Origin of the sequence: Ensifer sp. KUDG1, from assembly GCF_050434285.1 — a bacterium.
Classification (GTDB): domain Bacteria; phylum Pseudomonadota; class Alphaproteobacteria; order Rhizobiales; family Rhizobiaceae; genus Ensifer.
Genome location: NZ_JBNDIG010000017.1, coordinates 58,517 through 82,910, shown reverse-complemented (window position 1 = coordinate 82,910; position 24,394 = coordinate 58,517). Strand labels below are relative to the sequence as shown.

Genomic DNA, 24,394 nt, shown 5'->3' with positions numbered 1-24,394 from the left:
GTCTTTCCGCAGTTCGGGAAATGGGCGATGGGCGTTGTGACGCTAGACCAGGTAGAAGGCCAGATCGCGCGGGGCTTTCGCTATCTGCATTTTTCGCCGGAGATTGAAGAACTCTTCCGCAAGGACTATGCGGCAGAGCGCGTGCGGCTCGCCGCAATCTGGGGCGTGATCGGCATCTTCATCTACGATCTCGTCTATTTCGGCGACCACACGATGTTGCCGGATGTCTTCGCCGGGTTGTTCACCGTTCGCTTCCTGGTGTTCACGCCCTTCGTCATTGCCTGCATCCTGGCGGTGCGCCGCTGGCCGGACGCCCGCCTTTACGACGTCCTGGCGGTGGCGATCGCGGTGCTCGGCGTCACCTTGCCGATGGCGGTGGCCACGCAGAGCACCAGTCCCTACCTTTTCGTTTACCAGAACGGCAATTCCGCCGCCTTCCTATTCTTCGTCATCGCGCTCCGGCCGCGGTTCCTGGCCGTCGTTTCGGGGCTTGCGCTGATGTGCGCGTCGCACTTCACCACGACGCATCTGACCGGCGCTTTCGACGACGTAACCTATTCCGGCATCATCACCTTCTATCTGACGCTGTCGATCTTCCTGGCGGTGAGCGCCTATTTCCTGGAGCAGAAGGACCGACAGAATTTTCTCAATCAGCTGAGAGGCAGCCTCCTTTGCCAGCAACTCGAACGCAACGCTGAACGGGATGAACTGACGGGTCTGTTGAACCGCCGGTCGCTGGCGCGGATCGGCGGCATGCTGTGGAACGACGCACCGGGCGATACCGCAATTTCGGCGATCTTGCTCGACATCGACCACTTCAAGCGGTTCAACGACGTTCACGGCCATATCGAAGGCGACGCCTGCATCCGCGCTGTTTCACAATGCATCCGCTCCACGGTCGACGAGGCTGCCTTCGTCTTCCGTTTCGGCGGGGAAGAGATTCTGGTGCTGGCGCCCGGACGGGAGCCGCTGCCGACTTTGGCGATGGCAGAGCGGATCAGGGTGGCGATCGAAGGGCTGCGCCTACCGCATCGCGGACTGACCGATGGCTGCGTGACCGCGAGCCTCGGGGCAGCGACGGCGATCGCCGCGGATACCACGCTCGAGCGGCTGCTACAGAAGGCAGACGACGCGCTTTACGAAGCCAAGCGCATGGGCAGGAATACGGTCGTGCTGGCCAAGGACGCCGAGCCAGACGCGCAGGTTGCCTAAGCGGCAGTCGAGCCGGGAAAGGTGCGGCCTCCCGGCCCCCAAATCAGCGACAGGTCCGGGCGTGAGCTTTCATCAACAGGGGACGGCGATGACACGATCGGCCGAGGGGTGGGCGAGGATATCCATCTGCACCCCGTAGATGCGTTCGAGGGTCGTCTTTTCCATGATCTGGTTCGGCCGGCCGCTGGCGACGAGCCCGCCGGAATGGAGCGCAACGATCTGGTCGCAGAAGCGGCTCGCCATGTTGATGTCGTGCAGCACGAGAATGACAGTCAGGCCGCTGGCGCGTGACAGGGTGCGAACGAGTGAAAGCACCTCGATCTGGTGGGCGACGTCGAGAGCGGCCGTTGGCTCGTCGAGCAGCAGGCATGCCGCGTTCTGCGCCAACAGCATCGCGAGCCAGGCGCGCTGGCGTTCGCCGCCGGAAAGCGTGTCCACCAGCCGGTCGGCAAGCGGCAGCATGTGCGTGCGCTCCAGCGCCCGCTCGACGCTCTCACGGTCGTCACGTCCGAACCGGCCGAGCGCGCCGTGCCACGGGTAGCGGCCCATCGCCGTCAGTTCCCGAACCGTCATGGCCGGAGCGGCGGGGATCTGCTGCGGCAGATAGGCGACCCGGCGGGCAAAGTCGCGGGTCGGCCAGGCGTCGAGAGGCTTGCCATCGAACGCGATTGCGCCGGACGACGGCGCCTGCTGTCGGGCCAGCATCTTCAGAAGGGTCGACTTGCCCGAGCCGTTATGGCCAACGAGCGCCAGCATTTCGCCCTTGGCGATTTCCAGCTTCGTCGGGTGCAAAAGCACGCGATCGCCGACGGAAAAGCTGGCGTCGCGCACCGCAAAGAGTGGTTTTGCGTCCGTCATCGGGGCTCCTGCAATGTCTGCCGACGGACCGAGATCGGACCGCGTTTCGATTTGATCGGATAGGCTGTTCAAGGCCGGTTTCATTGGGCGCGACCTCGCCAGATCAGCCAAAGGAAGATCGGTCCGCCCAAAAGCGCCGAGATAAGTCCCGGTGCCATCGGCCATGGCCAGGCGAGATTGCGGCCGATCCAGTCCGCTCCAACGAGGAAGGCGGCGCCGGTGAGGGCGCAGGCAGCGACGAGATCGCGTTCGCGGCGGAACCCGGCCTGGGCGACGAGATGGGGAACCATGAGCCCGATAAAGCTGACCGGCCCGACGATCATCGTTGCGGCGGCAATGGCGATGGCGGCGGCGAAGAACAGGGTGGTCCTCGCCGCACGGTCGGGAATGCCGATCGCTGTTACCGCCGTATCACCGAGCGGCAGTGCCGCGAGCCAGCGACCAAGAACGAGCGCTGCAGCCGTTGCGGCAAGGGCGACGACGCAGACCATGACCGCGTCGGTAAGGCGTACGGCGCCGATCGATCCGGAGAACCAGCTGAGAAGCGCCGCACCGTTCGGGCCGCCGCTTGCAAGGAACAGGACCAGCAGCGCATGGACCATGCTGCCGAGGCCGACGCCGACGAGAAGCGTTCGTTCCGGCTGGAAAGAGGCGCGCCGGGCCAGCGTCGCGACGAGCGCGAGCACCGCGGCGGCGCCGATCGCCGAGACGGCAAGCTTGGACCAGACCGCGCCCGCCGGCACGATCATGAAGGCGATGATCAGCCCAAGGCCGGCACCATGGCCGACGCCGAGAAGATCGGGGCTGGCGAGCGGATTGCGCAAGGCGCGCTGCAGAAGCAGACCTGCAACGGCGAGGCACGTCCCGGCGCCCGCGGCGCCGAGCAGGCGAGGGAGACGCCAGTGCCACGGCACGGCCGGATCTGAGGGGGAGAGGATCTGCCACCCGTGATCGCTGACGCCGGCCAGGACCGAGAGCGCCGAGGCCACAAGCAGGAGGACGAGAAGCAACGCCAGGCCGACCATGGGCCGGCGCAGCCGGCGCGCGGAAAGCGGCGTCCGGTCCGTCCGCGGGCGCTCCGCCTGCCGCCCGGTAACGGCGAGGAACGCTAGCAGCGGACCGGTGAAGAGGCCGGCGGCCGCACCGGCGGGAATGTCGCCGGCATAGGGCGCGAGCAGAGCGAGTGTCTGGTCGATGAACAGCAGCAGGATCGCGCCGACGAAAGCGGCCGGGAGCGGATTGTGGGACCGTCGCGGCCACAGACGCCGCGCCAGTGCGGGTGCAGCAAGTCCGATGAAGCCGATGATGCCGATTTCGGCGGTCACGATCGCTGCCAGCGCGGATGCGAGCCCGAGCAGCGACACTTTGACGACGGCCGGCGACAGCCCAAGGCTGCGGGCCGGCCCGTCGCCAAGCGAGAGCAGCCGCAAAGGGCGCAGAAGCAGGATCATGACCAGTCCGACGGTGCCGACCTGTGCCGTCAGCCTTGCCATCGATTGCCAGCCGCTCTGCTGCAGCGATCCCGCCTGCCAGGTCAACAGGTCGCTCAGGAAGTCATGATGGAAGAGGATGAGTAGGCCGTAGATGGCGTTGCAATAAAGACTGATCACGACGCCGGTCAGGACGAAGGCGGGCGCGGTGGCGCCGCGGCCGGCGGCTGCAAGGGCTACGATGGCGAAGACGGCAATGCCGCCGCCAAGGGCAACCGGCTCGTAGCCGTTGATCCAAAGTGCCGGTGCATAGAGCAGCGATGCGGCGAGCGCGAGCTGCGCGCCCGACGTCACGCCAAGCAGGCCGGGCTCGGCAAGCGGATTGCGCAACACCGTCTGGAACACCGAGCCGGCAAAACCCAGCGCCAAGCCGGCGACAAGAGCGAGCAGTATCCGTGGGAACACGCTCAGATAGGCGACCGCCTGGCGGGGGTCGGCAAGATCGGGGGACAGCAGCAGGTGAAGCCAGCCGGACGAACCGGCCGCGGCCTGGAGATTGGCAAGAGCGAGCCCGACCGCGGTGATTGTGAGCGCGGCGATGCCGACACTGGCGCCGCTGACGGCGGCGCGCGCCGGAGACAGAGACGCATCCGTCATGCCGGCAACCCCTCAAGCTCAGGAACCAGCGTTTCGGCGAAGTGGGTGACCGAGGGCAATCCACCGAAGGGGTGAAACTGCGGTATGGTTACGCTGCGCGCGGCGCGGATGGGTTCCAGCCGTTGCCAAAGCGCGCTTCGCGCCAGCGATCGGGCCGTGCGCACCTTGAGCGTCGGGATCTCGACCTGAACGAATGTCGCGCCATCAAGCGGCATCAGGGCGTCGAGACCCACCTGCGCCAGGCCGTTGGCGTTGACCGGGCCGGTCCAGGCATTCGTAAGCCCCAGTTTCTTCAAGACCGCATCCGGCAGGCTGCCCTCGCCATAGACCATCGTTCGTCTTCCATTCTGGTCCGGCAGCAGCACCAGCATCGGCCGGCGCGTGTCGCGCAGTTGCTGACGCTGGACTGCAAGCCGCGCCTCGACGTCAAGCAGGTACGCATCGACATCGGCCAGCGGCACGCCGGCGACCCGGGCGGCATGGGTCATGATCGCGACCGCAAGTTCGAAGCGCTTGCCCTTCTCGGCCCTGTCGGGAACCTGTTCCACCGGCGCGATCTCGCCGATCGCGGGTGTCATGGTCAGGCTCGAACTGTTCGCGAGGATCGCATCGGGGGCGATCGCTGCGAGGCGCTCGAGATTGATCTCCCAGAACGGGCCGATATCCGCGACGCTTTCCGGCAAGGTAACCGGCATGCGTTGCCGGAAGTATTGCGTATCCGAAACGGCAACCGGCGTCGCGCCGAGCGCCACCAGCGCTTCCGCCGCCGCCCAGTCGATTGCCGCGATGCGTCTGGCACGGCTGCTGGCCGCCGCCCGGAAGGGGGCGGCGACGGCAGCAAGCGCGAACGGTGTTGCGGCGAGAAGGCGACGACGGGTGAGCATATCGGTTCGCGTCCTAGAAGCCGATCTTCAACCGGCCGATGACGCTGCGCCGGTCGCCTTCGTAGCAGGAGTAGGCGGGGTTGCAGGTCGTGTAGTACTTCTTGTCGAAGACGTTGGTGGCGTTGAGGGAGAGGGTCGCGTTTTCGGTCACCTTGTAGCTTGCGCCAAGGTCGAAGACCGTACGTCCGCCGACTTCAAGCGTGTTGGTGTTGTTGCCGAAGCTCGATCCGACGAAACGCGCACCGCCGCCAAGCGAAAGCCCTTCGAGCGTGCCGCCGGTGACCGTGTAGTTAAGCCAGGCGGATGCCTGATGCTCGGGCACAAGCGCCGGCCGGTTGCCGATATTACCGCTGTTGTCCTTGGTGATTTCAGCATCCGTCCAGGTGTAGGAGCCGGTGAAATCCCAGCCGCTGCCGAGGCTGAACTTGCCTTCGAGCTCAAGACCGCGCGACTGCACTTCGCCGGTCGCAACGCTGAACCCGGTGTTGCCGGGCCGTGTGTCCGGGGTCAGAACGTTGGATTTCACGATGTCGAAATAGGCGAGCGTGAACAGGCCGTCGAACGAGGTCGGCTCGTATTTGACGCCCACTTCCCATTGCCGGCCTTCAGACGGATCGAAGGTGTCGCCGTCAGCCGACACGCCCGAGTTCGGCACGAAGGATTGCGAGAAGCTGACATAGGGAGCCACGCCCCAATCGGTCAGATAGGTGAGGCCGGCACGCCCCGAGAAATGCCCGACGTCGATTTCCGTCTTGGTCCCGCGCAGCCGGTTGGTGTTGTCGAGATCCAGCCAGTCGTAGCGCCCTCCGAGGGTGGCGATCAGGCTGTCGGTCAAGCTGATCTGGTCCTGCGCGTAGACGCCGATCTGCTGGTAGCGCTCCTTGTAGCTTTGAAGCGGCGTCCCAGGCGGGGTGACGGGCAAGCCATAAACCGGATTGAAAGGATTCAAGGACGGCGCCGGCCCGGTATAGTGCCGCACGTCGGATCGCGACCAGGCGTAGTCGAGACCGAGCAGCAGGTCATGGGCGATCGAACCCGTGTCGAATTCCGCCTGCGCCTGGTTGTCGATCGCCAGACCATCGAAGCTCTCGTCGAAACGGCGCGCCACCCGGTTGAGGCCGGCCGAGCCCGAGCCGGAGATCAGGAGGTTGTCGAGCAGGAAGTTGACGTGGCCGTAGCGCACGTTCTGCCGCACCGTCCAGGTCTCGTTCAGCCGGTGCTCGAATTCGTAGCCGATCGTCTTCTGGATCTGCTCGCTTCTGTTGAAGCTCGGATCGCCGATGAGCACGCCCGTCGGGGTAAAGCTGATCGCGCTGCCGCCGCTCTTGTCCTGGAGCAGATCGCCGCTGATCGTCAGCGACGTCTCGGCATCGGGCGCGAAGGTCAGCGAAGGCGCCAGCAACAGGCGATCGTCGCCGATATCGGCGCCGTTGCCATAGGTAAATTGCGTGTCGCTGTTGCGGGCCACGCCGATCACCCGGTAGAGCAGCGCCGGATCCTCGCCAATCGGCCCCGACAGGTCGAAGGCGCCCTGCATGCGGCTGAAGCTGCCGTATTCGACCTCAACCTCGTTGCGGCGGTCCGTGGTCGGCTTCTTCGAGACGCGGTTGACGATGCCGCCTGCGTCGCTCTGCCCATAGAGCGAAGAGGAAGGGCCGCGCAGGACCTCGACGGTTTCAAGCTGGTAGGGGTCCGTGCGGAAGAAGGTGTAGCCGCTCGAAAGCTGACGCAGGCCGTCCCTGTAGGAGCTGGTCGACTGGGCGTTGAAGCCGCGCATCATGATCCAGTCGTAACCCTTCGGATCCGGTCCGTAGGTCTCGATCGTCACGCCCGGAACGTAGCGGAGAATTTCAGTGACGGATTGTGCGTTCTGAGCTTCGATCTGCTTGCGGCCGACCACGGAGATCGACTGTGGGATCTCGATCAACGGCGCGTCGGTCTTGGTTCCCGTGCTGCTATCGGCAACGACGTAGCTGTTTTCGCTGGCCTCGCCGGTTGCAACGATTGCCTGCAGCTTGGTTGCGCCATTGGCGTCGACTTCCGCGCTTGCGGGGGCTGCCGGATCGGAGATCGTTACCGATTTCGGGCCAGTGAAACGATAGGTGAGCCCGGTGCCGGCGAGAATCCGGGCGAGTGCCGCGTCTGCGGACAGGGCGCCATTTGCGCCACTCGACGTTCTGCCCTTGGTGATCGCGGCGCTGTAGAGCACCTGGACGCCGCTGGTCGCGCCGAAGCGCGAAAGTGCAGTATCCAGAGACCCGCTGGCGATGGCGTAGGACTGGTTCGGTTGCTGCGCTGCTGCCGGCGTGCCGGCCACTACGCCTGCCAGCGCCAGGAATGCCGTCGTCGCCAGCATCCTCTTGATTGCAGCCTTCGCCGTGCGCTGCGGCCGATTTCCGTTCATCATGTCCCCGAACCCTGTCTCAGATCGGCATGCCAATCGCGTGCCTTCGATGACAAGAACGACTCCGCGTCGCGGGACCGAAATGATTTTCCGGATTTTTTTGAGCGCGGCTGAGGCGCTGAGGTTCAGTAGAGGAGCACGACGCCACCGCCGACCCGGCTGGCGGAGAGCTGCAGCGACGCTTCCAGATGGGCGATGATCTCGTCCGGCCGATCGAGGTGAAAGACGCCGGAGACCCGGCGGGCGCCGAGACGGTTGCTGGCAATGACGACACGCCCCTTGCGGTGGCGATTGATGTCGAGCACGACGTCGTCGAGCGACCGGTCGCGGAAGACGAGAAGCCCGCGCCTCCAGGCCGCCATCTCGTCGGGGCTGCCGGGGGAGATGGTGCCGAGGCCTTGCCCCGAGTAAAGAATGCTGTCGCCGGCCGAGAGCCGGGCCTCGCTGATACACTCCACCTGAACCGTGCCTTCAAGACATTCCACTTCGACGTCGCCGGCACCGTGGCGAACCGCGAAGGTGGTTCCGAGCCCAACCGTCCGGCCCTGCGCCGCCTCGACTACGAAGGGGCGGGACGGGTCGTGTGCGACCGCAAAAAGGGCTGCGCCTTCGTGCAGGGTCACCGACCGGGCATTGGCTGAAAACGTGACGGAAAGGCTTGATCCTCCGTCTAGATCGACCGTGGACCCGTCGTCGAGCGTGACCTGCCGCTGCTGCCCCCTTGCGGTGGCGTAGTCGGCGAGGGCGGCGTTGAGCGATGGAAGCAGGCCAAGATAGGAGGCGAACGAGGCCCCGGCGGCCAGCGAAGCACCTGCCGCCGCGCCCCCAAGAAAGCGGCGACGGGAGAGCATGGGGCGCGATCGGGCTGCGCCGGCCTTAAGCGCCGGGCCGGTGATCTTCCAAAGGCGCGCGGCCTCGCGATAGGCGTCTTCGTGGGCCGGCCCCACGGCTCGCCATTCCGCCAGGCGCGCGGCATCGTCCTCGGTCGCGGTGCCGGACGTGATGCGAACGACCCATGCGATCGCCTCGCGCTTCAGTCTTTCCGCTTCTTGCGAATCCTCAATATGCATGGATCAGGGTTCCGGTGACGCCGACGTATAGGACAATAAACGATTGGTGACGTCCGAGGCCGAAATTCACCGTCTATTTTTGTCGGTAGCCGGGCCGATTTCGCTCAACCTGCGGGAGCAGTATTCGATTGCCGCGCGAATTTCCAGTTCCACCGTGCGCGTGGAAACACCATGTGCTTCGGCGATTTCGCGATGCGGCTTTTCCTCGACGCGAGCTGCAATCAGGATTGCCCGGCGGCGCTCCGGCAGTTCCGCAAGGATCTCGGTCAGGCGCAGAAGCTCGCTTCGGGCGTTAAGCGCTTGCTCGGGCCCCGGCTTCTCGTCGGGCAGCGCCAGCAGATCCTCGATTTCCAGCGAGGTCAGTCGCCGCCGTGTGGATGCGCGGCTGTGGTCGATGGCGAGATTGCGCACGATGCGACGCAGATAGGGGACGGGTGCCTTCAACGCGGCCGCGCCGTTGCGCGAAAAGCGGATCCAGGCTTCCTGGGCCAGGTCTTCGCCATCCTCCGTCGAACCGGCGCGCGACGACAGATAGCGTGAAAGGCCCGCACGCTCGCGCATGAAGATCAAAGCCAGCTTGTCGTCACGGCTTTTCATCGGATTGAAGTCGCCCCTGCCATCCCCGCACCGGTGCCGGCGCGGGGAATGGGATAGCCGGCCACAGACCGGAGCGCAATAGTGGAGTTTAAATCTCATGTTATAGACGTGTGCGGCGATGGGGATTGCGGCGCGCGGCTATCTGACGTAAATATTGCCCGTCGCGAAAAGCGACCGCTTCCCTTGATCCGCTCAGTGGCGGAGTAAACAGGTGGACGAATTGGCGTCCAGGCGGTCGAGTACATGCCATCCCCGCCTATTTCGGCGCGGATCGGCCAGCGTCTCCCAGAACCAGATATCTGACATTTCGTCAGCCCTGCTCGCGAGCCATTGGCGCCTGGCGGTGCCGCACGCTCGCGTCTACCGGAGCGTGCCATGACCACACCCCTTACCATGAAGAAACCACTTATCGTAATTTTTGCTGCCATTGTCCTCGATGCCGTCGGCATCGGGCTGATCTTCCCCATTCTGCCGTCGCTGCTGAAGGAGGTCACGCAGACCGACGACGTCGCGCCGCTCATCGGCACCATGACAGCCCTCTATGCAGTGATGCAGTTCGTGTTTGCACCGGTGCTCGGTGCACTCAGCGACCGCATCGGCCGCCGGCCCGTCTTGCTGCTTTCCCTTGGGGGTGCCGCCGTCAACTACCTGTTTCTGGCTTTCGCCTCCAACCTCTGGATGCTTTTTGCAGGTCGCGCGATCGCCGGCCTGACGAGCGCCAACTTGGCGGTGGCGACGGCCTATATCACCGACATCTCGCCGGAGGACAAACGCGCCCGCCGCTTCGGCCTGTTCAATGCCATGTTCGGAATTGGCTTTATCGTCGGCCCGGTGCTGGGCGGCATCCTTGGCGACCATGGCTTGCGGCTGCCCTTCATTGCAGCCGCCGTTCTCAACGCCTGCAATCTGCTGCTGGCGCTCTTCGTCCTGCCGGAATCGCGAATTCCCAGCCGGGAGAGGATCGATCTGGCCGCGCTCAATCCTCTGCGTCCGCTCGGCTGGGCTTTCTCCACAAAAGGCCTGATGCCGATCGTCGTTCTGTTCATCGTCTTGAGCGCGACAGGCGAGGCCTACAGCACCTGCTGGGCCCTGTGGGGCAGCGATGCCTTTCAATGGAACGCGCTGTGGATTGGTCTTTCGCTTGGCGCCTTCGGGGTCTGCCAGGCCCTCGTCCAGGCTTTCCTCCCCGGCCCGGCGGTGAAACGGCTCGGCGAACGCGCGACGATCCTGACAGGTGTTGCCGGCGCGTGTGTCGGCTTGATCGTCATGGCATTTGCGACGGAAGGCTGGATGATCTTCGCCGTCATGCCGATCTTCGTGCTCGGTGGCATCGGCGCGCCGGCCTTGCAGTCCCTTGCGACCCGCCAGGTTGATGAGACCCAGCAAGGCCAGTTTCAGGGCGTGCTGGCGTCGGCTGTGAGCCTGGCGTCGATCGCCAGCCCGCTCGCTTTCTCAAGCTTCTATTTCGTCTTCCGGCAGGAATGGCCAGGCGCCATCTGGCTGTCGGTCGTCGCCCTCTATCTGGTGGCCGTGCCGCTCGTTCTGTCGCTACGATTTGGGCGGCCCGCCGAGGGCTAGGCCGGCATCAGGCCGCTGGTCGCGCGCTACCGGCGGCCGCCTGCAGCCAGCCCGAAAGGTCCTGCTTCAGAAGCGCGCCGAGCCTTTCGGTTTCCGGCGCGTAGAATTCGACCAGCCGGTTGCGCAGGTCCGTCGGCAGCGGCACATAGTCGAGTTCGCGGGCGACCATCGAGCGCAGGCCCTTCACGATGGGATTGCTGCGGAACGGTGCCGCGATCGGCTTGAGCGGCTGAAGAAGTCGGCGCAGCTTCGGCGGCACGACAGGCACCGTCTTGTCCTTGACCTTGTTGACGACCGGATGCAGCGGCGCGGACAGCTGCAGAAAGTCTCTCACCGCGTCGAGATGCGCCTGCGGGTTCTGGCGCATATGCTCGTAAAGCAGAACCTGCAGGTTTTCGGCCGGAAACAGATCGAGATAGGCTTCCAGCTGGCGGCAATAGAGGCCGCCGACCAGGAAACGTCCGCCCTTTGCCTGGCGCGGATCGAGATACCGGGTGATGTCGGTGCCGACTTCCCCGCGGCGATAGAGCATGCAGTAGTCGGAATAGGCGCGGTCGACGGGATTGCGCAGCTGCGCGATCAGCCGTGCCTGCGGCAGCGCCTTCTTGATGCGGGCCGCCGCTTCCGGCTCGTCGAGATAGGAGTTGGATTTCTCGCCGACGATGGTCTGCTCAGTCTTGGGCTCGAATTGCTCCAGATACCAGGCGTCGCCCTTGTCTAAGTTTCGGCTGAAGAAGTGCAGCTCGGGATCCGGCATGTAGACGGAAGGGTTTTGCTGCAGCGACTGCTGAAGCCAGGTGGTCGCGCTCTTGGCAGCGCCGATGATCAGGAAATCGATATCCGAGAGCTGCATGTCGTTCTCTTTCTTTCCGCTGTCGGTGGGCTCAGTGCGCGGCGTGTGCCGAGATGTCGGAGCGCCGTTTTCCGAGAATTCGCTGATAAATGCTGACGATGCCGTCGACATGGGGCTTGATGCCATAGGCAGCGAGCGTCGAGGTGCGCGCCGTTTCGCTGATGCGTTGCCACTCGCCTCTGTCTTTCAGCAGGCGCTCCATCGGGGCGACGAAAGCCTCTGGGTTTTCCGGCTCGACGAGAAAACCGGTGACGTCGTTCTCGATCGCCTCCGGGTTTCCGCCATGGTTGGTGGCGACGACCGGGGTGCCGTACATCATGGCCTCGATGAGCGTTCTGCCGAACGGCTCGCTCATGGCAGGCACGAGGAGAATGTCGACGGCGCACATGTAGGGCGCGACCGGATGACGAAATCCCATGAGGTGGATCTTGTCGGCGATCCCGAGAGCGCGCGCGCGTTCCGCGGTCTCAAGGTCGAGCCGCGGCCCTGCCTGTTCGGGCGTGCCGAAAAGCAGGCCGGCAATCGGGAAATCCGGATTGCTGCGGTGAAAGGCGTGAACAGCTTCGACGAAGCGGAGAGGGCGTTTGCGTTCGTTGAGAAGCCCGAAATAGCCGACGAACCGCGTTTCCTCCGGCAGGCCGAGCTCGCGCACCAGCGCCAGCCTGCTTTCCTCCCGGTCGGGGATCTGGTCCGGATGCCGGAAGGGGCTGTGCAGCACCGAGATACGCCCTTCGAGCGGCAGCAACGGCTTGGCCGGCTGCGCAAATCGCGAGACCGTCACCACGTGCTTGGCAAGAATCGGTGCAAGCATGTTGACGGCCCGGGCGCGAGGGTCGCCGCGGTGGTGCCACAGAAGTTTCGCGCCGGCCAGGTAGGTTGGAAGCGCCCAGGTCGTATGGATCGCGCCGTCGTTGGTGTGCACGATGTCGATGTTGTGTCGTCTGAGGAGCTTGATGATTTTCACCATCGAGATCGGATAGCGCAGTGCCGAGAAGGATTGCTGCGTGAGCGGCCGATCCCGTTGCGGCGAGAGGATGTCGATGTCCTCGATCGTGACGTAGTCGATCTTGTTCTCGTCCAGATATCTGGAGAGCGCCTTGCGCGGATGATGCACGAAGACGATGGGATTGATCCGTTCCCTGTCGAACGACGATATGAGGTTGAGCGCGGAAATATGGCTCCCCCCGATGTCATCACCCGAAAATGGAAATCCGACGGTAATTGCTTTTTGAGACACGAAACGAGGTCCCGAAAGTAAACTAAATATGGCGAAACTATAGCACCGTCTTATTGCTACTTCGAGAGGCCAAAAGCGAGAGTTATATACCTATTTCGGGTGATGCAAATAAATCGAATTGACGAACTATAACAAAAGTGGAAAGCTTCGCCCCGAATTGCGCGAAAAATATTCTTTTGATTGACGATATAGGGCGGGATGAATTGCCCTGCACAAGCGTTTTCAAGCTTCTGGAGCGGGGCCTCGCCAAAAGGCTTTGGGAGTAAATTATATGCCGATTGAGATTTTCATGCCGCGCACATCGCCACGTGCGCCGCGGCCGGCCGTTCATTTCGGTTCTCGGCCTATCCAGCAACAGACACGGCGCGCAAAGGCTTTTCAGCATGGTGCGTGCACGCTTGCCCTGCTTTCCGCCTTCTGCGGTGTCGCGGCTTCGGCCGCCGAGCCGCAGATGGTTGCGTTTCCCGGTGCCGAAGGGCACGGGAAGATGGCGCAGGGCGGCCGGGGTGGCCGCATCATCCAGGTAACGAGCCTTGAGGATTCCGGTCCCGGTACGCTGCGCGAATGCATCGAGGCGACCGGGGCCCGAAATTGCGTGTTTCGCGTTTCCGGGATCATCCGGCTCAAATCCTCGCTCGTGATCGGCGAGGATAACAACTCGGTCTCGATCCTCGGACAGACGGCGCCGGGTGGCGGCATTTTGCTGACCATCGACCAGACGAATGACGAGCTGAGGCATACCCCGCTGGTTGCCAAGCAGACGCACGACGTGATCGTCCGGCATCTGCGCATTCGGCCGCGGCTGCCGAACTCCGTCAAGAACGTCCATGCGGCGGTGATCGAAAACAGCCAGCGCGTCTATTTCGACCATACGTCGATGTCCTGGGCGACCGACGAGAACGTCAGCACCTATTCCAACACGACGGACATCACCATCGCGAACTCGATCTTTGCCGAGGGGCTCAACAAGCACAGCAAGTGCACCCTGCTCGGCGCCGACCCCAGAGTTCCGCAGAACATTACCTTCTGGCGAAACGCCTGCATTTCCAACAACGACCGGAACCCCGACAACAACCACTACGGAAAATCCTGCATCGAGATCATCAACAACGTATTCTTCAATGCACGGTCCGAATGGGGCGAAGTGTTCTCGCAGTATCCGGGTGGCACGCCGATTTCCTATGTCGGCAACTACTTCAAGGCAGGTCCGAGCACGGTCGAGAAGACCTACGCCATCAAGTGGCAGAATGTCGAAAGCGCCGCCCAGCCGCAGATCTACGAGAGCGGCAACGAGTTGTGGGCGCCGCCCTCCAAGTCGCTTCAGCTGCTTTCGCCGGGAACGGACCAATTCGTGGTGAACCGTCCGCCTTGCCCCTTGGCGGTTGATACGCTCCTTGCCGCCGGTGAGGCATATGAAGAGGTTCGCGGCCAGTCCGGCGCGTTTCCCCGTGACGATCTGGACGTCGCCTGGATCAAGGATATGGGCGCGAAAGGCGAGAGGGGGGCAGGGCGCATGGTGGTTGCGCCGGGCGAGATTCCGGCGATCGAGGAGGCGCACGCCTATGCGGACGAGGACGGTGATGGCATGGCCGACAGCGTGGAGGAAAAATTTGGCGGCGTCGTCGGTGTGGACGACGCCTGGGAGCCTGCCTCGACCGGTGGAGGCACGCGCTTCGATCAATTCATGGAATGGCTGTCGCAGGAGCGGATTGCCGGTCGCTACCCGAACTAACGGGTGGCCTACGGTCTCTTTTCTGCGGCGGCCCGCAATTGTCGGAAGTGCCCTAGAATGTCCGTCGCAACCATGAGGTCAAATCGTTCCCTTGGTTCGGCGGCAAGCAACTATTGCTCTTCTGGATGCGGTATAATATAGTTTTCTAAATTTGAATGTTATTTCTATGTCAGTATTTTGCCTGCGTGGCATTGCCTCTTGCCGCGCGGAGTCTGTGCGAGCGTGCCTTTAGTTCTTTGACGTCAGGTATTTCTATCAAATTTATATGTTAGGGCTCTCATGCTGACCATCGATCGCAAAGTCGAAGCGCCTCCAGGGCGAGGCCAAATGCCTGCGGTTCAGTATCGGGAGGCGCGCCTTGCGCCGCGCGGATATGGCATCCGCGATCTGTTCGAGCTTTTCCGCCGGTATCGCGTGGTCTTCTTCTCGCTGCTGGGATTTGCGTTGCTTGCGACGTTGCTGACGGCCGCCTTGCTGCCGCGCTCCTATACGGCAGCTTCCGCCATCGTCTTTGACCGCAACGACGTTCGCCCCTATGAGGCGCAGGTCGAGTTGCGCAAGCTTGAACGCGACCGGTCGGTGATGGAAACCGAGCTGGACGTGATCCGCTCGCGCGTCTTCGTCGGCGTCGTCGTCGATGCGCTCAACCTGGTCAACGACCCCGATTTCAACACCTACCTGCCCGAAACCCGCAGCGAGCACGAGACGTTCCTTCAGTCGTTCTTCGCCAACATCTCCGAGTTCATTTTCGGCGCGCCGGAAGAGAGCACCCAGAAAGAGCGGCTGATCTCCGAAAACGTGCAGCGCAACCGCGCCATCTCGACGCTGCTGAACTCCTATGTCGTCACCCGTACCGGGGAAAGCCTCGCGCTGACGATCCGCGTGGTGCAATCGAATCCCTTGAAGGCGGCCACCATCGCTGACGCGCTCGCCGAGCAATATCTCTCCTGGACGGCGAAAAAGACCGAAGAGGCCACGAACAACACAGTTGCGTATCTGCGCGGCGAGATGGCCAACAGCGCTACGAGAATTGCCGGCATGGAGCGCGATATCGCTGCCTTTGCCCGTGACAGCGACCTGACCTTCGATCCGCAGGACGACGTCCTGAGAGCCCGCATGCTGCAGCTCAACGAGCAATATGTCACCTTGCGCGTGGAAGAGGCGGGCGCGGTTGCGAAGTACAACGAGGCCAAGCAACTGGTGTCTGCCGACGGCAAGGAGCTGGCCGGCAGTGCGCTGACTTCGACGCAGCTTGACCAGTTGCGTGGTGAAGAGGCTCGGCTCGAGCGCACGCGCGCGCAGCTCGGCGCCAAGTTCGGCAAGAACCATCCGCTTGTCCTCGACGCCACGAACGAGCTTGAGTCCGTGCGCTCCATGATCGGCAACGAGGCCCAACGCCTCGTGCAGGAGCTGGCCAACAACGCCAAGGTCGCAACGGTGCGCGCCGAAAAATTCCAGGCGGAACTGAGCGCGCTGCAGGACAAGGTCCAAGGTCGCAACCTTGCCGAAATCCGTCGGCGTGAACTTGCCCGCGACCTTCAGTCGGAACAGGCGGTCTACGACCAGATCGTGCTCAGGCTCGGTGCGCTCAATCCCGAAAGAGGCGAGTACAAGCCGACCGCCCGGATCGCGTCCTATGCGGAAGTGCCGACGAAGCCGACATTCCCGAACAACACGCTGGTGATCGTCGCCGGCAGCATCGGGGCCGTCCTGCTCGCAGTCGTCGGGGTCATCATTTCGGACTCGCTGGAAAGCAGGCTTTACCTGCCGCGCGACGCCGAGCAACTGCTCAACCGTCCGAACCTTGCCAGCGTCCCCGACATGCGCAAGCGGCTGCGGAACTCGTCGGCCTTTTACCACTACATGCTGAACAATCCGGAGTCGCCGGCGGCCACCGCCATGCGCACTTTGTGCATGGCCTGGCTCACGATCGACCATGAGGCGGGCGGCAAGGTGGTGATGTTGTGCTCGCCGGCACTTGGCGACGGCAAGACCACGGTCGCGCTCGGCATGGCGACAATGGCAAAGGTCGACGGGCTGCGCCCGATCGTCATCGACCTCGACATGTCGGCGCAGAGCGCGCCCAACATTGCCGGTGCCAACACCAAGGATACCGCGATCACGGCGCCGCTCGAAGGCAAGGTCGATATCAAGAGCCGGATCGCAACGTCGCCTGCCTATCCCCACCTTGAGTTCATTTCGGTGCGTCCGGGGCTCATGAACCTCGATGTGCTCTGCGCCGAACTGCGCGACAGCTACGATCTCATCATCGTCGACGCACCCGCCGTCGAGGAAAACGAAGGCGTGATCTGGCTCGCATCGCACGTCGATTCCGTCATTTTGGTCTGCCGCTCGGGCGGCACGACGGATCGCCAGCTCGCCAATGTTCAGCAACGGCTGTCGCTGAACCACGCGGTTATTCTCGGCAGCGTCATGAACTACTGCGACCGTTCGGAGTAGGCGCGCCGCGGTCAAGCCGGTCGGGAATGGGCGCTCGCAACTGGCGGGCGCCGATCGCCAAAACCGATTCAGCCGGTCTGTTGATCACCTCATCTTAAAATCGCGAAAGCCTTGATGCTCGACAGCCGCGTCAGTTGCGCGCCGTTCGAGCGATCGGCCTGGCTTCATGTCGTAGCCGCATTCGATCCGTGGTGGTGGCGCTACCGCCTGCGTCGTGTGATCGAGGCATCCGCCTTGGCAAGGCTCATATTCCCTTGGCTCGGCACAATTCTTCGGAAGTCTGCTCGATACATACTCGCGTCGATAGACGGCCGGACCGAAGCCGCGGCTGGCAACTGAAAAGCCGTGCCGAAGATCAGCGCTTGCTGTCCAGCTTGCGGCGATAGGCGATCGCCATCTGCACAAACCAGACGCCGGACATCACGATATGCGCAACGTTCGCGCCCACGGCGCCGACGCGCGGGATGAGGACGACTGCCGTGAAGAGGAAGAGGGCGCCCCCAAGAAGCGCGCTTTGCAGCAGGATCTTCTCGTGCCCCATGGCGAGCAGGGCCGAATAGAGCGTCCTGCCGCAAAGAAAGATGATGACGGCGACGAACTGCACCATGACGAGAGAGGCGGCCGCCTCGAAGCCCGGCCCGGCCGTCACGCGCAGCACCCATTCGATGGTCAGGTGGGCGCCGATGAGGGCGCAGACGCCGAAGGCGAACAGCAGCCATCCTGTCTGGCTGACGGTCTTTCTGAACTCGTCGATCCCTTCGGTCGCCCAGACGCGCGAAAGATCCGGATAGAGCACGGCCTGGACCTGTTCGCCGGCCTGCTGCGCGATCTTCGCCACCCGCTTGGCGATATGGTAGAGGCCGGCCGATCCCGGATCGGCGAGGTAACCGACGAGAAGCGTATCGAATTCGAAGGCGCAGGCCTGGATGATCAGCGCCATGTTGGTCCACAGCGAGAAGCTCCAGAAGCCGGGGAAGCGGGTTCGGATATCGCCGAGCGGCACCCACATGACGCCGGTCAGTCCCTGCTTGCGCAACTCGCGGAAAGCCCAGGCGGTCCTGTTCAGGCTGCTGCAGATCTGCGACGCCATCCACAGAAGCATGAACTCGAACAGCCCCCAGCCGAGATAGACGCCGGCAAGGCACAGGAGCGCCCTGAGGATGCTGGCGGCGACCTGGCCATAGGCGACAATCTTGAAGCGGCCATAAAGCCGCATCACCGCCGTCGGCATGCCGGTCACCTGGAAGGGCAGGACCGCGCAGTAGATCAGCACGAAGCGGCTCATCTCTTCGGAAATGCCGAAAAGCGGCCCGGCGAAAAGTACGATGAGGACAGCCAGCCCCCATCCCGCAAGCGCGGTGGCGAGATCGATCAGCAGCCCGAATTTGAACAATGCCTTCAGGTCGTCGGTCTCGCCGACCTGAAGAGCCTTCGCCCCGTACTTGATGAGCGGTTGCCAGGAGCGGAAGCTGACGAAGCGCTCGATGCCGCGCGTATAGGCAAAGGATAGGGCCAGGAGGCCATAGTCGGCAGGCCCGAGCGCACGCGCCGTCAGGGCAAAGCCGGCGAGGCCAATGAAGGCGCTGGCGAAGTTGCCGGTCAGCAGGTGTGCTATGTTCTTAAGCCGTCCGTGGAGGTCTGCCTCGGCTTGCCAGGCTAAACGATACTTTCTTGTCTTTTTTAGTAGTGATTCCAATAATATCACAAAATTACATCCTGCTTCGAGGTTGCAATTACGTCTGTTTCATGGAAGAATGCTAATATGTGTTTTAGTGTTCTCGCAGGGCGAGAAAAATTTGTTTCCCTGTTTCTGGGAAAATTTAATTACTTATCCATATGCAATTAAAAATTGTGCCGTGGAACCTATTTTTGAAGCATATCATAGTGACCTAAAGAAATTACAGAGGTCTCGTAAAATAAATTCATCCATTGTTGGAGTTTAATTTCCGCTTCTCTTGGTGCGGTTGAACCATCGTGAAGTTCGGATCTATTCATTAGAGGGAAGCATGAAGTTTCCGGCTCAAACAATCTTTCGCATCGTCAGCCATATCGCTTTCGTCGCGGCGGCGACGTTGTCGCTGACGGATCCCCTCCACGCTGCCGGCGCATCGACCGCCAGTACGCCGAGCGCCACCGCATCGGGCGCTGCGACAACGACCGCCATGCCGACGATCCAGGCGGCGCCGGCCGCCTACCGGGTTTCGGTCGGGGACGTGCTGTCCTTCGACATTTTGGATGACGCCGAGCTGCCGACGTCCCTGACGATCGGCACCGACGGAGCGGCCGCCTTTCCGTTGATCGGCGCGTTCAAAATCGAGGGGCGAACCATTCCCGAGGCGGTCGACGCCTTGCGCAACGAATACCTTTCCCGCCAGTTGTTGACCGATCCGAAGTTGTCGCTTTCCATCGTAACGGTTCGCCCAGTGCTGATCCTTGGCGAGGTGCGGACGCCCGGTTCCTTCGCCTACTATCCGGGGCTGACGGTCGAGCAGGCGGTCGGCCTGGCCGGTGGGCCGCAGACAGCGATGAGCAATCCGGCCGATCGCATCATCGCCCAGGCGAAGCTGCGCGGCACGATCGAGGAAACGGATGTCGAGATCGTGCGGGAGGCGGTCTACACCGCCCGGCTTTACGCACAATTGCGCGGTTCCGAGAAGGTCGACCTCAAGGATATTCCGGAAAGCGTCAAGATGTATGTCGATGAAGCTTCCGTCGGTCCCGTGGTCGCGATCGAAGAAAAGATCCTGAAGACGGACCTGCTGTCGACAAAGAACCAGATGGAGATCCTCAACCAGAGCATCATGCAGACGGAGGCGAGCCTGACGATCCTCGACAAGCTCAAGGAGCAGCAGGAGGAGGTCGTCGCGCTCAACGAACAGGTTGAGGCGAGGACGCTCGCGCTCAGGAAGCGGGAGCTGAATACGGAATCCGAGCTTTCACGGGTGAAGATGGCGACCTCGAGCGAAAAGTCGCGATTGCTGGAGCTCATCTCCGAGATCGGGCGCTCCAACCGCGAGCTCGCCAATCTCAAGCTACAGCTCGAAACGTTGAAGGCAAACCGCGAGAAGGAGATCCTGACCTTGCTCCAGGAGCGCGAGGCCACGCTCAAGAAGCTCGAAACGCAGCGTCAGACAACCAAGGAGCAGATGGTCCTGATGGCTGCTGCGGAGGTCGATTCGAGCAAGCAGGAACAGGTATCGTTTCTCTACAAGATCGACCGGGAGACCGGGCGCGGCGAGACCAAGGGCAGGCAGAGTATCCAGGCGACAAGCCTTACCGCCGTGCTGCCGGGCGATGTCATCTTCGTATCGATCGCCGGCCTGTAGCGCCGGCATGTTCGCGGCTTCGGCCGTGCATAGAAGGAGAGTTGCGTGAGGGGCGAGTTCGCATGTGGGCTGACGTCGGGCTTGGGCGGCGGGGATGACCGCCCTTGTCGGGAAACGGTTCTGAGATCGGCGGCGATCGGCGTGTTGGGGGCGGCAAGATGAGCCTGATGGAAACGCTCGGACGCACGCTGGTCATCGCACCGCATCCCGACGACGAGGTTCTTGGCGCCGGCGGGACGATGGCGCGGCTGGCGGCGCAAGGAAACGACGTCTTCGTGGCGGTGGTCACGGAGGGAAAACCACCGGCCTATGACCGGGCCTCGGTCGAGGCCGTTCAGGCGGAAGCACATGAGGCGCACCGGATTCTCGGCGTCAAGGAAACGCGCTGGTTGGGTTTCCCCGCTGCAGCCCTCTCCGAAACCTCCCATTCGGCACTCAATGCCGCACTGTTCGAACTGGTGCGCTCCATCGCGCCGCAGACGCTGTTCGTCCCCTTCGTCGGAGACATGCATATCGACCATCAGTTGATCTTCCTGTCGTCGATGGTGGCGGCAAGGCCGCATCAGCCCGGTTATCCCAAGGTGATCCTGGCCTACGAGACGCTGTCGGAGACCAACTGGAACGCGCCCTATGTGACGCCGGGCTTCGCACCGAACGTGTTTGTCGACATCAGCGACCATATCGATCGAAAGCTTGCGGCAATGAAGGCGTTCAAGTCCCAGGTTCGGGCGGCGCCGCACGAGCGCAGCCTCGAGACCTTGAACGCGCTCGCCACATTGCGCGGCGCAACCGTACTCAAATCGGCCGCCGAGGCCTTCGTGATGGTGCGGCAGGTCATCTGAATTTCCGGAGTTTTCACTCGAGCGAGGGAGCAAGCTGTGGCGACGTGGCCGGTATATGACGAGGAACAGATTGCGGATGTTGCGGCGGTCTTGAGGTCGGGCAAGGTGAATGCCTGGACCGGGTCGCACGTCGCGGCCTTCGAGGAAGCCTACGCCCGCACCCTCGGGCGTAAACACGCCATCGCGCTTGCAAACGGCACGCTTGCGCTGGAGCTCGCGCTTTTCGCGCTTGGTCTGGAACCCGGCGACGAGGTGATCGTGACACCGCGCAGTTTCGTCGCCTCGGCGTCGTGCGTTTCGTTTTGCGGCGGCATCCCCGTCTTTGCCGATGTCGACGAAAATAGCCAGAACATCAGCGCCGCAACGATTGCACCGAAGATCACCAGTCGGACAAAGGGCATCATCGCGGTCCACCTGGCCGGATTTCCCTGCGAGATGCCGGAAATCATGGCCCTCGCCAGACAGGAGGGACTGTGGGTGATCGAGGATTGCGCCCAGGCCCATGGCGCGGAGATCGACGGCAAGCCGGTCGGAAGTTTCGGCGATATCGCGGCATTCTCCTTCTGCCAGGATAAGATCATCACCACCGGCGGCGAGGGTGGCCTGATCGCTCTTGACGACGAGGCGCTGTGGAAGAAGGCCTGGAGCCGCAAGGACCACGGCAAATCCTATGACGCGGCGTTCCTGCGAGAGCACCCGCCGGGTTTCCGTTGGCTGCATGAAACGATCGGCACGAATTGGCGAATGACGTCGCTTTCGGCGGTTCTCGGCTCGCGGCAGCTGGAGCGCCTTCCGGCATGGCACGCGACGAGGTCCCGCAACGCTGCGATCCTCGACGATGTCGCCCAAGAGCTTGCAGCGTTGCGCGTGCCGACATTGCCGAAGGGATATCGCCACGCTTACTACCGCTACTACGCTTTCGTTCGGCCGGAGGCATTGAAGCCCGGACACGACCGCGACTGGATCGTGGCGGCGATGAACGCGGCGGGCGTGCCGTGCTTTACCGGAAGCTGCTCCGAGGTCTACCTCGAGAAGTGCTTCACCGATCTTGGGCTTTCGCCGGCCGAGCGGCTCCCGGTCGCACGACGGCTGGGTGAAACCAGCATCGCGCTTCTCGTCGATCCGGCGCAGAGCGAAGAGGCAATGACCAAGGCCGCCCGCTTTTTGCATGCCGTCGTCACCGAGGCGTCACTTCCCGCTCTGGGGCAGCACGCGCCGGTGCTTGAAATGGAAGCGCGGGCATAAAGCCGCCCTTTCGGATACGGCCGCGTCGCCGCGACGTGGCTGCCCGGCCGTATCCCGACCGGTGTATGGGAGTTGGAGATGAAGCGGTGCTTTGACATCGTCTTTGCGTTGATCGCAGGCCTTTTGAGCCTGCCGATCATGCTGGTGGTCGGGATTGCGGTCGCCATCTGGCTCGGCCGGCCCGTGTTGTTTTACCAGACCCGCGCGGGGCTCGACCGGCGCCCGTTTCGCATGATGAAGTTTCGGTCGATGTCCGATGCGCGGGACGCTGACGGGCGCCTTCTCAGCGACGCCGAGCGCACGGGACGGTTCGGGCTTCTGCTTCGCCGGACGCGCCTCGACGAATTGCCCGAGTTCTGGAACATCCTGATCGGCGACATGAGCCTCATCGGCCCGCGGCCGATCCTCCCGGAGACGATCGACGCGCTGGGCGAGCGCGGGGTTCGTCGCTGCAGCGTCCGGCCGGGGCTCACCGGCTGGGCCCAGATCAGCGGCAACGCCATTCTTTCGAACGACGACAAGCTCGATCTCGATCTCTGGTACATAACCAACCGATCAGCATGGGTCGATCTGAAGATCATCGCTGAAACAGTTCTGGTGATGATCTTCGGGGATCGGATCAGCGAACGCCGGCTCAGCGCGGCACGCCAGAGCGTGCCTGAGCGATAAGATCCCTTTGCCGCAGTTCGGGTTGTGGCACCGGTTCGGGCTGGGCAAAAGTGTCCGGCGCCGGTTTTGCCGCGCGTGAGAACGCGATGTAGGCGCAGGCAAGGGCGACAGGCAGCACGAGCGGGAACGGCCAGAAGCGGCTATAGGCGTGCGGCACGGCATTGGCGACCAGCAGCATCATCGAGATGTTGGCGAGGATGCAGCCCGCAAACGGTCGCCCGCCTGGAAGCCGCGCCACGGCGAGCGCCGGGCCGAAGGCCGAAAGCAGCATCACCAGAAGACCGAGCGCCGAGATCAGACCGCCTTCCGTCCACAAAAGCAGATAGAGATTGTGAACCGGCTGGTGAATGGCGCTCGCGATCCGGTACTGGTCCGCGCCGACGCCGAGCAGCAAGGTGCTGTCGGTCATGTTCATCGCCTCGTAGATCAGCTCGACGCGATGATCGAATGTGCCCGCCTGGCCGATGTCGCCGCTTTCGAGGGCGCCGAGCACGCGCTTCTGGAAGGCTGCCGGAAGATAGTCGCGGGCGGACGTGAAAACCGCGAGAACCATGCCGGCGAGCAGAACGACGTTGATCATCAGCCGCTTCCAGTTGATGCCGATGACGGCAAATGCGCTCATGCCGAAGACGAGGGCGATGAGGCCGGTGTTGGAGCCGGTCAGCAGGATTCCGTATATCAGGATCAGCAGGGCGAAAACCGCATAGATCCGGTTGATGCGCTTCGTCGTGATCAGAAGAAGCAGGATCGGGACGGCAAGCGCGATCACCGCCGCGCACTCGTTTTCGCGCTCCATCAGGCCGCTGAAGCGGCCGTTGCCGCTGACGAAGTTGGTGTTCGTGCGGCCGTCGATATGGATGAGATAGATGCCCTGGAAACACAGGACGAGGATCGAGAACACATAGGTCTTCGCGAGCAGCACGAGCTGATCGAGCGTACGACCGCTGAACAACAGCACCACGAAGAGATAGGCGTAGAGATACTGGGTAACGACGACGATGCCGCGCATCGGGTCCGGGCCTGCGATGCTGCTGACCAGCAGGCCGCAGACCAGCATCGTCAGCCCCAGCCACCACAAGCCGCTGCTGACGCGCCCGAACAGTTGAAAATCGATGTTGCGGTTGAGCAGCGCAAAGCAGAAGCAAAGCAAGGCAAGGAAATCGGCGACGGTGAAGTTGGTATCGCCGTAGCGAAAGTAGTTCATCGAGCAGAAGAAGACGGCGCCGACGAGCAGCAGGAACTCGATCTTTTTGGTGAGCACGATGCCTGGCGCATCGCGGCGCGCGGCTTCGCGACGAGGAGCCAGCCCGGCCGAAAGGGTATGGTTGAACATGTTCATG

At 62.9% G+C, this 24,394-nt stretch carries 18 protein-coding genes; 8 read left to right on the top strand and 10 right to left on the bottom strand.

The window, feature by feature from the left end; translation table 11 throughout:
- Window positions 1-27 precede the first annotated feature (27 nt).
- Window positions 28-1,212, top strand: coding sequence for a GGDEF domain-containing protein (locus M2267_RS29405; protein ID WP_429119413.1), 1,185 nt, complete (start codon window positions 28-30; stop codon window positions 1,210-1,212).
- 72 nt (window positions 1,213-1,284) lie between these two features.
- On the opposite strand, the gene M2267_RS29400 is transcribed toward M2267_RS29405, so the two are convergent.
- The 6 genes from M2267_RS29400 to M2267_RS29375 all read right to left on the bottom strand — a co-directional run bounded on the left by M2267_RS29400 (window position 1,285) and on the right by M2267_RS29375 (window position 9,112).
- Entirely contained in the window at window positions 1,285-2,070 is a 786-nt protein-coding gene (locus M2267_RS29400; protein ID WP_429119412.1) for an ATP-binding cassette domain-containing protein, read from the bottom strand.
- An 80-nt stretch (window positions 2,071-2,150) separates the two neighbouring features.
- Entirely contained in the window at window positions 2,151-4,157 is a 2,007-nt protein-coding gene (gene fhuB / locus M2267_RS29395; RefSeq protein ID WP_429119411.1) for a Fe(3+)-hydroxamate ABC transporter permease FhuB, read from the bottom strand.
- Window positions 4,154-5,041 carry an ABC transporter substrate-binding protein gene (locus M2267_RS29390; protein ID WP_429119410.1) on the bottom strand — a complete coding sequence of 296 codons (888 nt, stop codon included), beginning with the start codon at window positions 5,039-5,041 and terminating at the stop codon, window positions 4,154-4,156. The genes fhuB and M2267_RS29390 overlap by 4 nt, the downstream gene beginning before the upstream one ends.
- Window positions 5,042-5,054: 13 nt before the next feature.
- Complete coding sequence (locus M2267_RS29385; RefSeq protein WP_429119409.1) at window positions 5,055-7,448, bottom strand: TonB-dependent siderophore receptor; 2,394 nt, start codon at window positions 7,446-7,448, stop codon at window positions 5,055-5,057.
- A 122-nt stretch (window positions 7,449-7,570) separates the two neighbouring features.
- Complete coding sequence (locus M2267_RS29380) at window positions 7,571-8,515, bottom strand: FecR family protein (RefSeq protein WP_429119408.1); 945 nt, start codon at window positions 8,513-8,515, stop codon at window positions 7,571-7,573.
- A gap of 66 nt (window positions 8,516-8,581) precedes the next feature.
- Window positions 8,582-9,112, bottom strand: a complete 531-nt coding sequence (locus tag M2267_RS29375) for an RNA polymerase sigma factor (RefSeq protein WP_429119407.1) — start codon at window positions 9,110-9,112, stop codon at window positions 8,582-8,584.
- Window positions 9,113-9,505: 393 nt separating this feature from the next.
- Between M2267_RS29375 and M2267_RS29370 the strand changes: the two genes are divergently transcribed.
- Entirely contained in the window at window positions 9,506-10,690 is a 1,185-nt protein-coding gene (locus M2267_RS29370) for a TCR/Tet family MFS transporter (protein WP_429119420.1), read from the top strand.
- A 7-nt stretch (window positions 10,691-10,697) separates the two neighbouring features.
- Here the strand turns inward: M2267_RS29370 and M2267_RS29365 are convergent, their stop codons facing one another.
- Window positions 10,698-11,543, bottom strand: a complete 846-nt coding sequence (locus tag M2267_RS29365) for a sulfotransferase family protein (protein WP_429119406.1) — start codon at window positions 11,541-11,543, stop codon at window positions 10,698-10,700.
- A 31-nt stretch (window positions 11,544-11,574) separates the two neighbouring features.
- Window positions 11,575-12,780: a glycosyltransferase family 4 protein gene (locus tag M2267_RS29360; protein WP_429119405.1), complete on the bottom strand. Its 1,206-nt coding sequence runs from the start codon at window positions 12,778-12,780 to the stop codon at window positions 11,575-11,577.
- A 271-nt stretch (window positions 12,781-13,051) separates the two neighbouring features.
- Here M2267_RS29360 and M2267_RS29355 point away from each other — a divergent pair, with 271 nt between their 5' ends.
- Window positions 13,052-14,512: a pectate lyase family protein gene (locus M2267_RS29355; RefSeq protein WP_429119404.1), complete on the top strand. Its 1,461-nt coding sequence runs from the start codon at window positions 13,052-13,054 to the stop codon at window positions 14,510-14,512.
- A 327-nt stretch (window positions 14,513-14,839) separates the two neighbouring features.
- Window positions 14,840-16,972 (top strand): GumC family protein, encoded by a 2,133-nt coding sequence (locus M2267_RS29350; protein ID WP_043610823.1) that lies wholly within the window; start codon window positions 14,840-14,842, stop codon window positions 16,970-16,972.
- 355 nt (window positions 16,973-17,327) lie between these two features.
- On the opposite strand, the gene M2267_RS29345 is transcribed toward M2267_RS29350, so the two are convergent.
- Window positions 17,328-18,677 (bottom strand): lipopolysaccharide biosynthesis protein, encoded by a 1,350-nt coding sequence (locus M2267_RS29345; protein ID WP_429119403.1) that lies wholly within the window; start codon window positions 18,675-18,677, stop codon window positions 17,328-17,330.
- 301 nt (window positions 18,678-18,978) lie between these two features.
- Between M2267_RS29345 and M2267_RS29340 the strand changes: the two genes are divergently transcribed.
- The 4 genes from M2267_RS29340 (at window position 18,979) to M2267_RS29325 (ending at window position 23,054) form a co-directional block, all read left to right on the top strand.
- Entirely contained in the window at window positions 18,979-20,298 is a 1,320-nt protein-coding gene (locus tag M2267_RS29340) for a polysaccharide biosynthesis/export family protein (RefSeq protein ID WP_429119402.1), read from the top strand.
- A 158-nt stretch (window positions 20,299-20,456) separates the two neighbouring features.
- On the top strand, window positions 20,457-21,140 hold the full coding sequence (locus M2267_RS29335) for a PIG-L deacetylase family protein (RefSeq protein WP_429119401.1): 684 nt from the start codon (window positions 20,457-20,459) through the stop codon (window positions 21,138-21,140).
- A gap of 36 nt (window positions 21,141-21,176) precedes the next feature.
- Complete coding sequence (locus M2267_RS29330) at window positions 21,177-22,385, top strand: DegT/DnrJ/EryC1/StrS family aminotransferase (RefSeq protein WP_429119400.1); 1,209 nt, start codon at window positions 21,177-21,179, stop codon at window positions 22,383-22,385.
- A gap of 78 nt (window positions 22,386-22,463) precedes the next feature.
- Window positions 22,464-23,054 carry a sugar transferase gene (locus M2267_RS29325; RefSeq protein WP_043610820.1) on the top strand — a complete coding sequence of 197 codons (591 nt, stop codon included), beginning with the start codon at window positions 22,464-22,466 and terminating at the stop codon, window positions 23,052-23,054.
- Here M2267_RS29325 and M2267_RS29320 read toward each other — a convergent pair.
- Complete coding sequence (locus M2267_RS29320; protein ID WP_429119399.1) at window positions 23,020-24,393, bottom strand: O-antigen ligase family protein; 1,374 nt, start codon at window positions 24,391-24,393, stop codon at window positions 23,020-23,022. The genes M2267_RS29325 and M2267_RS29320 overlap by 35 nt on opposite strands.
- Window position 24,394 lies beyond the last annotated feature (1 nt).

Bases quoted from the DNA above. Each gene is read 5' to 3' on its own strand.
- M2267_RS29370 (WP_429119420.1), top strand. From the start codon at position 9,506: ATGAAGAAACCACTTATCGTAATTTTTGCTGCCATTGTCCTCGATGCC.
- M2267_RS29380 (WP_429119408.1), bottom strand. From the start codon at position 8,515: ATGCATATTGAGGATTCGCAAGAAGCGGAAAGACTGAAGCGCGAGGCG.
- M2267_RS29335 (WP_429119401.1), top strand. From the start codon at position 20,457: ATGAGCCTGATGGAAACGCTCGGACGCACGCTGGTCATCGCACCGCAT.
- M2267_RS29350 (WP_043610823.1), top strand. From the start codon at position 14,840: ATGCCTGCGGTTCAGTATCGGGAGGCGCGCCTTGCGCCGCGCGGATAT.
- M2267_RS29385 (WP_429119409.1), bottom strand. From the start codon at position 7,448: ATGATGAACGGAAATCGGCCGCAGCGCACGGCGAAGGCTGCAATCAAG.
- M2267_RS29355 (WP_429119404.1), top strand. From the start codon at position 13,052: ATGCCGATTGAGATTTTCATGCCGCGCACATCGCCACGTGCGCCGCGG.
- M2267_RS29405 (WP_429119413.1), top strand. From the start codon at position 28: ATGGGCGTTGTGACGCTAGACCAGGTAGAAGGCCAGATCGCGCGGGGC.
- M2267_RS29320 (WP_429119399.1), bottom strand. From the start codon at position 24,393: ATGAACATGTTCAACCATACCCTTTCGGCCGGGCTGGCTCCTCGTCGC.
- M2267_RS29400 (WP_429119412.1), bottom strand. From the start codon at position 2,070: ATGACGGACGCAAAACCACTCTTTGCGGTGCGCGACGCCAGCTTTTCC.
- M2267_RS29325 (WP_043610820.1), top strand. From the start codon at position 22,464: ATGAAGCGGTGCTTTGACATCGTCTTTGCGTTGATCGCAGGCCTTTTG.
- fhuB (WP_429119411.1), bottom strand. From the start codon at position 4,157: ATGACGGATGCGTCTCTGTCTCCGGCGCGCGCCGCCGTCAGCGGCGCC.
- M2267_RS29390 (WP_429119410.1), bottom strand. From the start codon at position 5,041: ATGCTCACCCGTCGTCGCCTTCTCGCCGCAACACCGTTCGCGCTTGCT.
- M2267_RS29365 (WP_429119406.1), bottom strand. From the start codon at position 11,543: ATGCAGCTCTCGGATATCGATTTCCTGATCATCGGCGCTGCCAAGAGC.
- M2267_RS29340 (WP_429119402.1), top strand. From the start codon at position 18,979: ATGAAGTTTCCGGCTCAAACAATCTTTCGCATCGTCAGCCATATCGCT.
- M2267_RS29375 (WP_429119407.1), bottom strand. From the start codon at position 9,112: ATGAAAAGCCGTGACGACAAGCTGGCTTTGATCTTCATGCGCGAGCGT.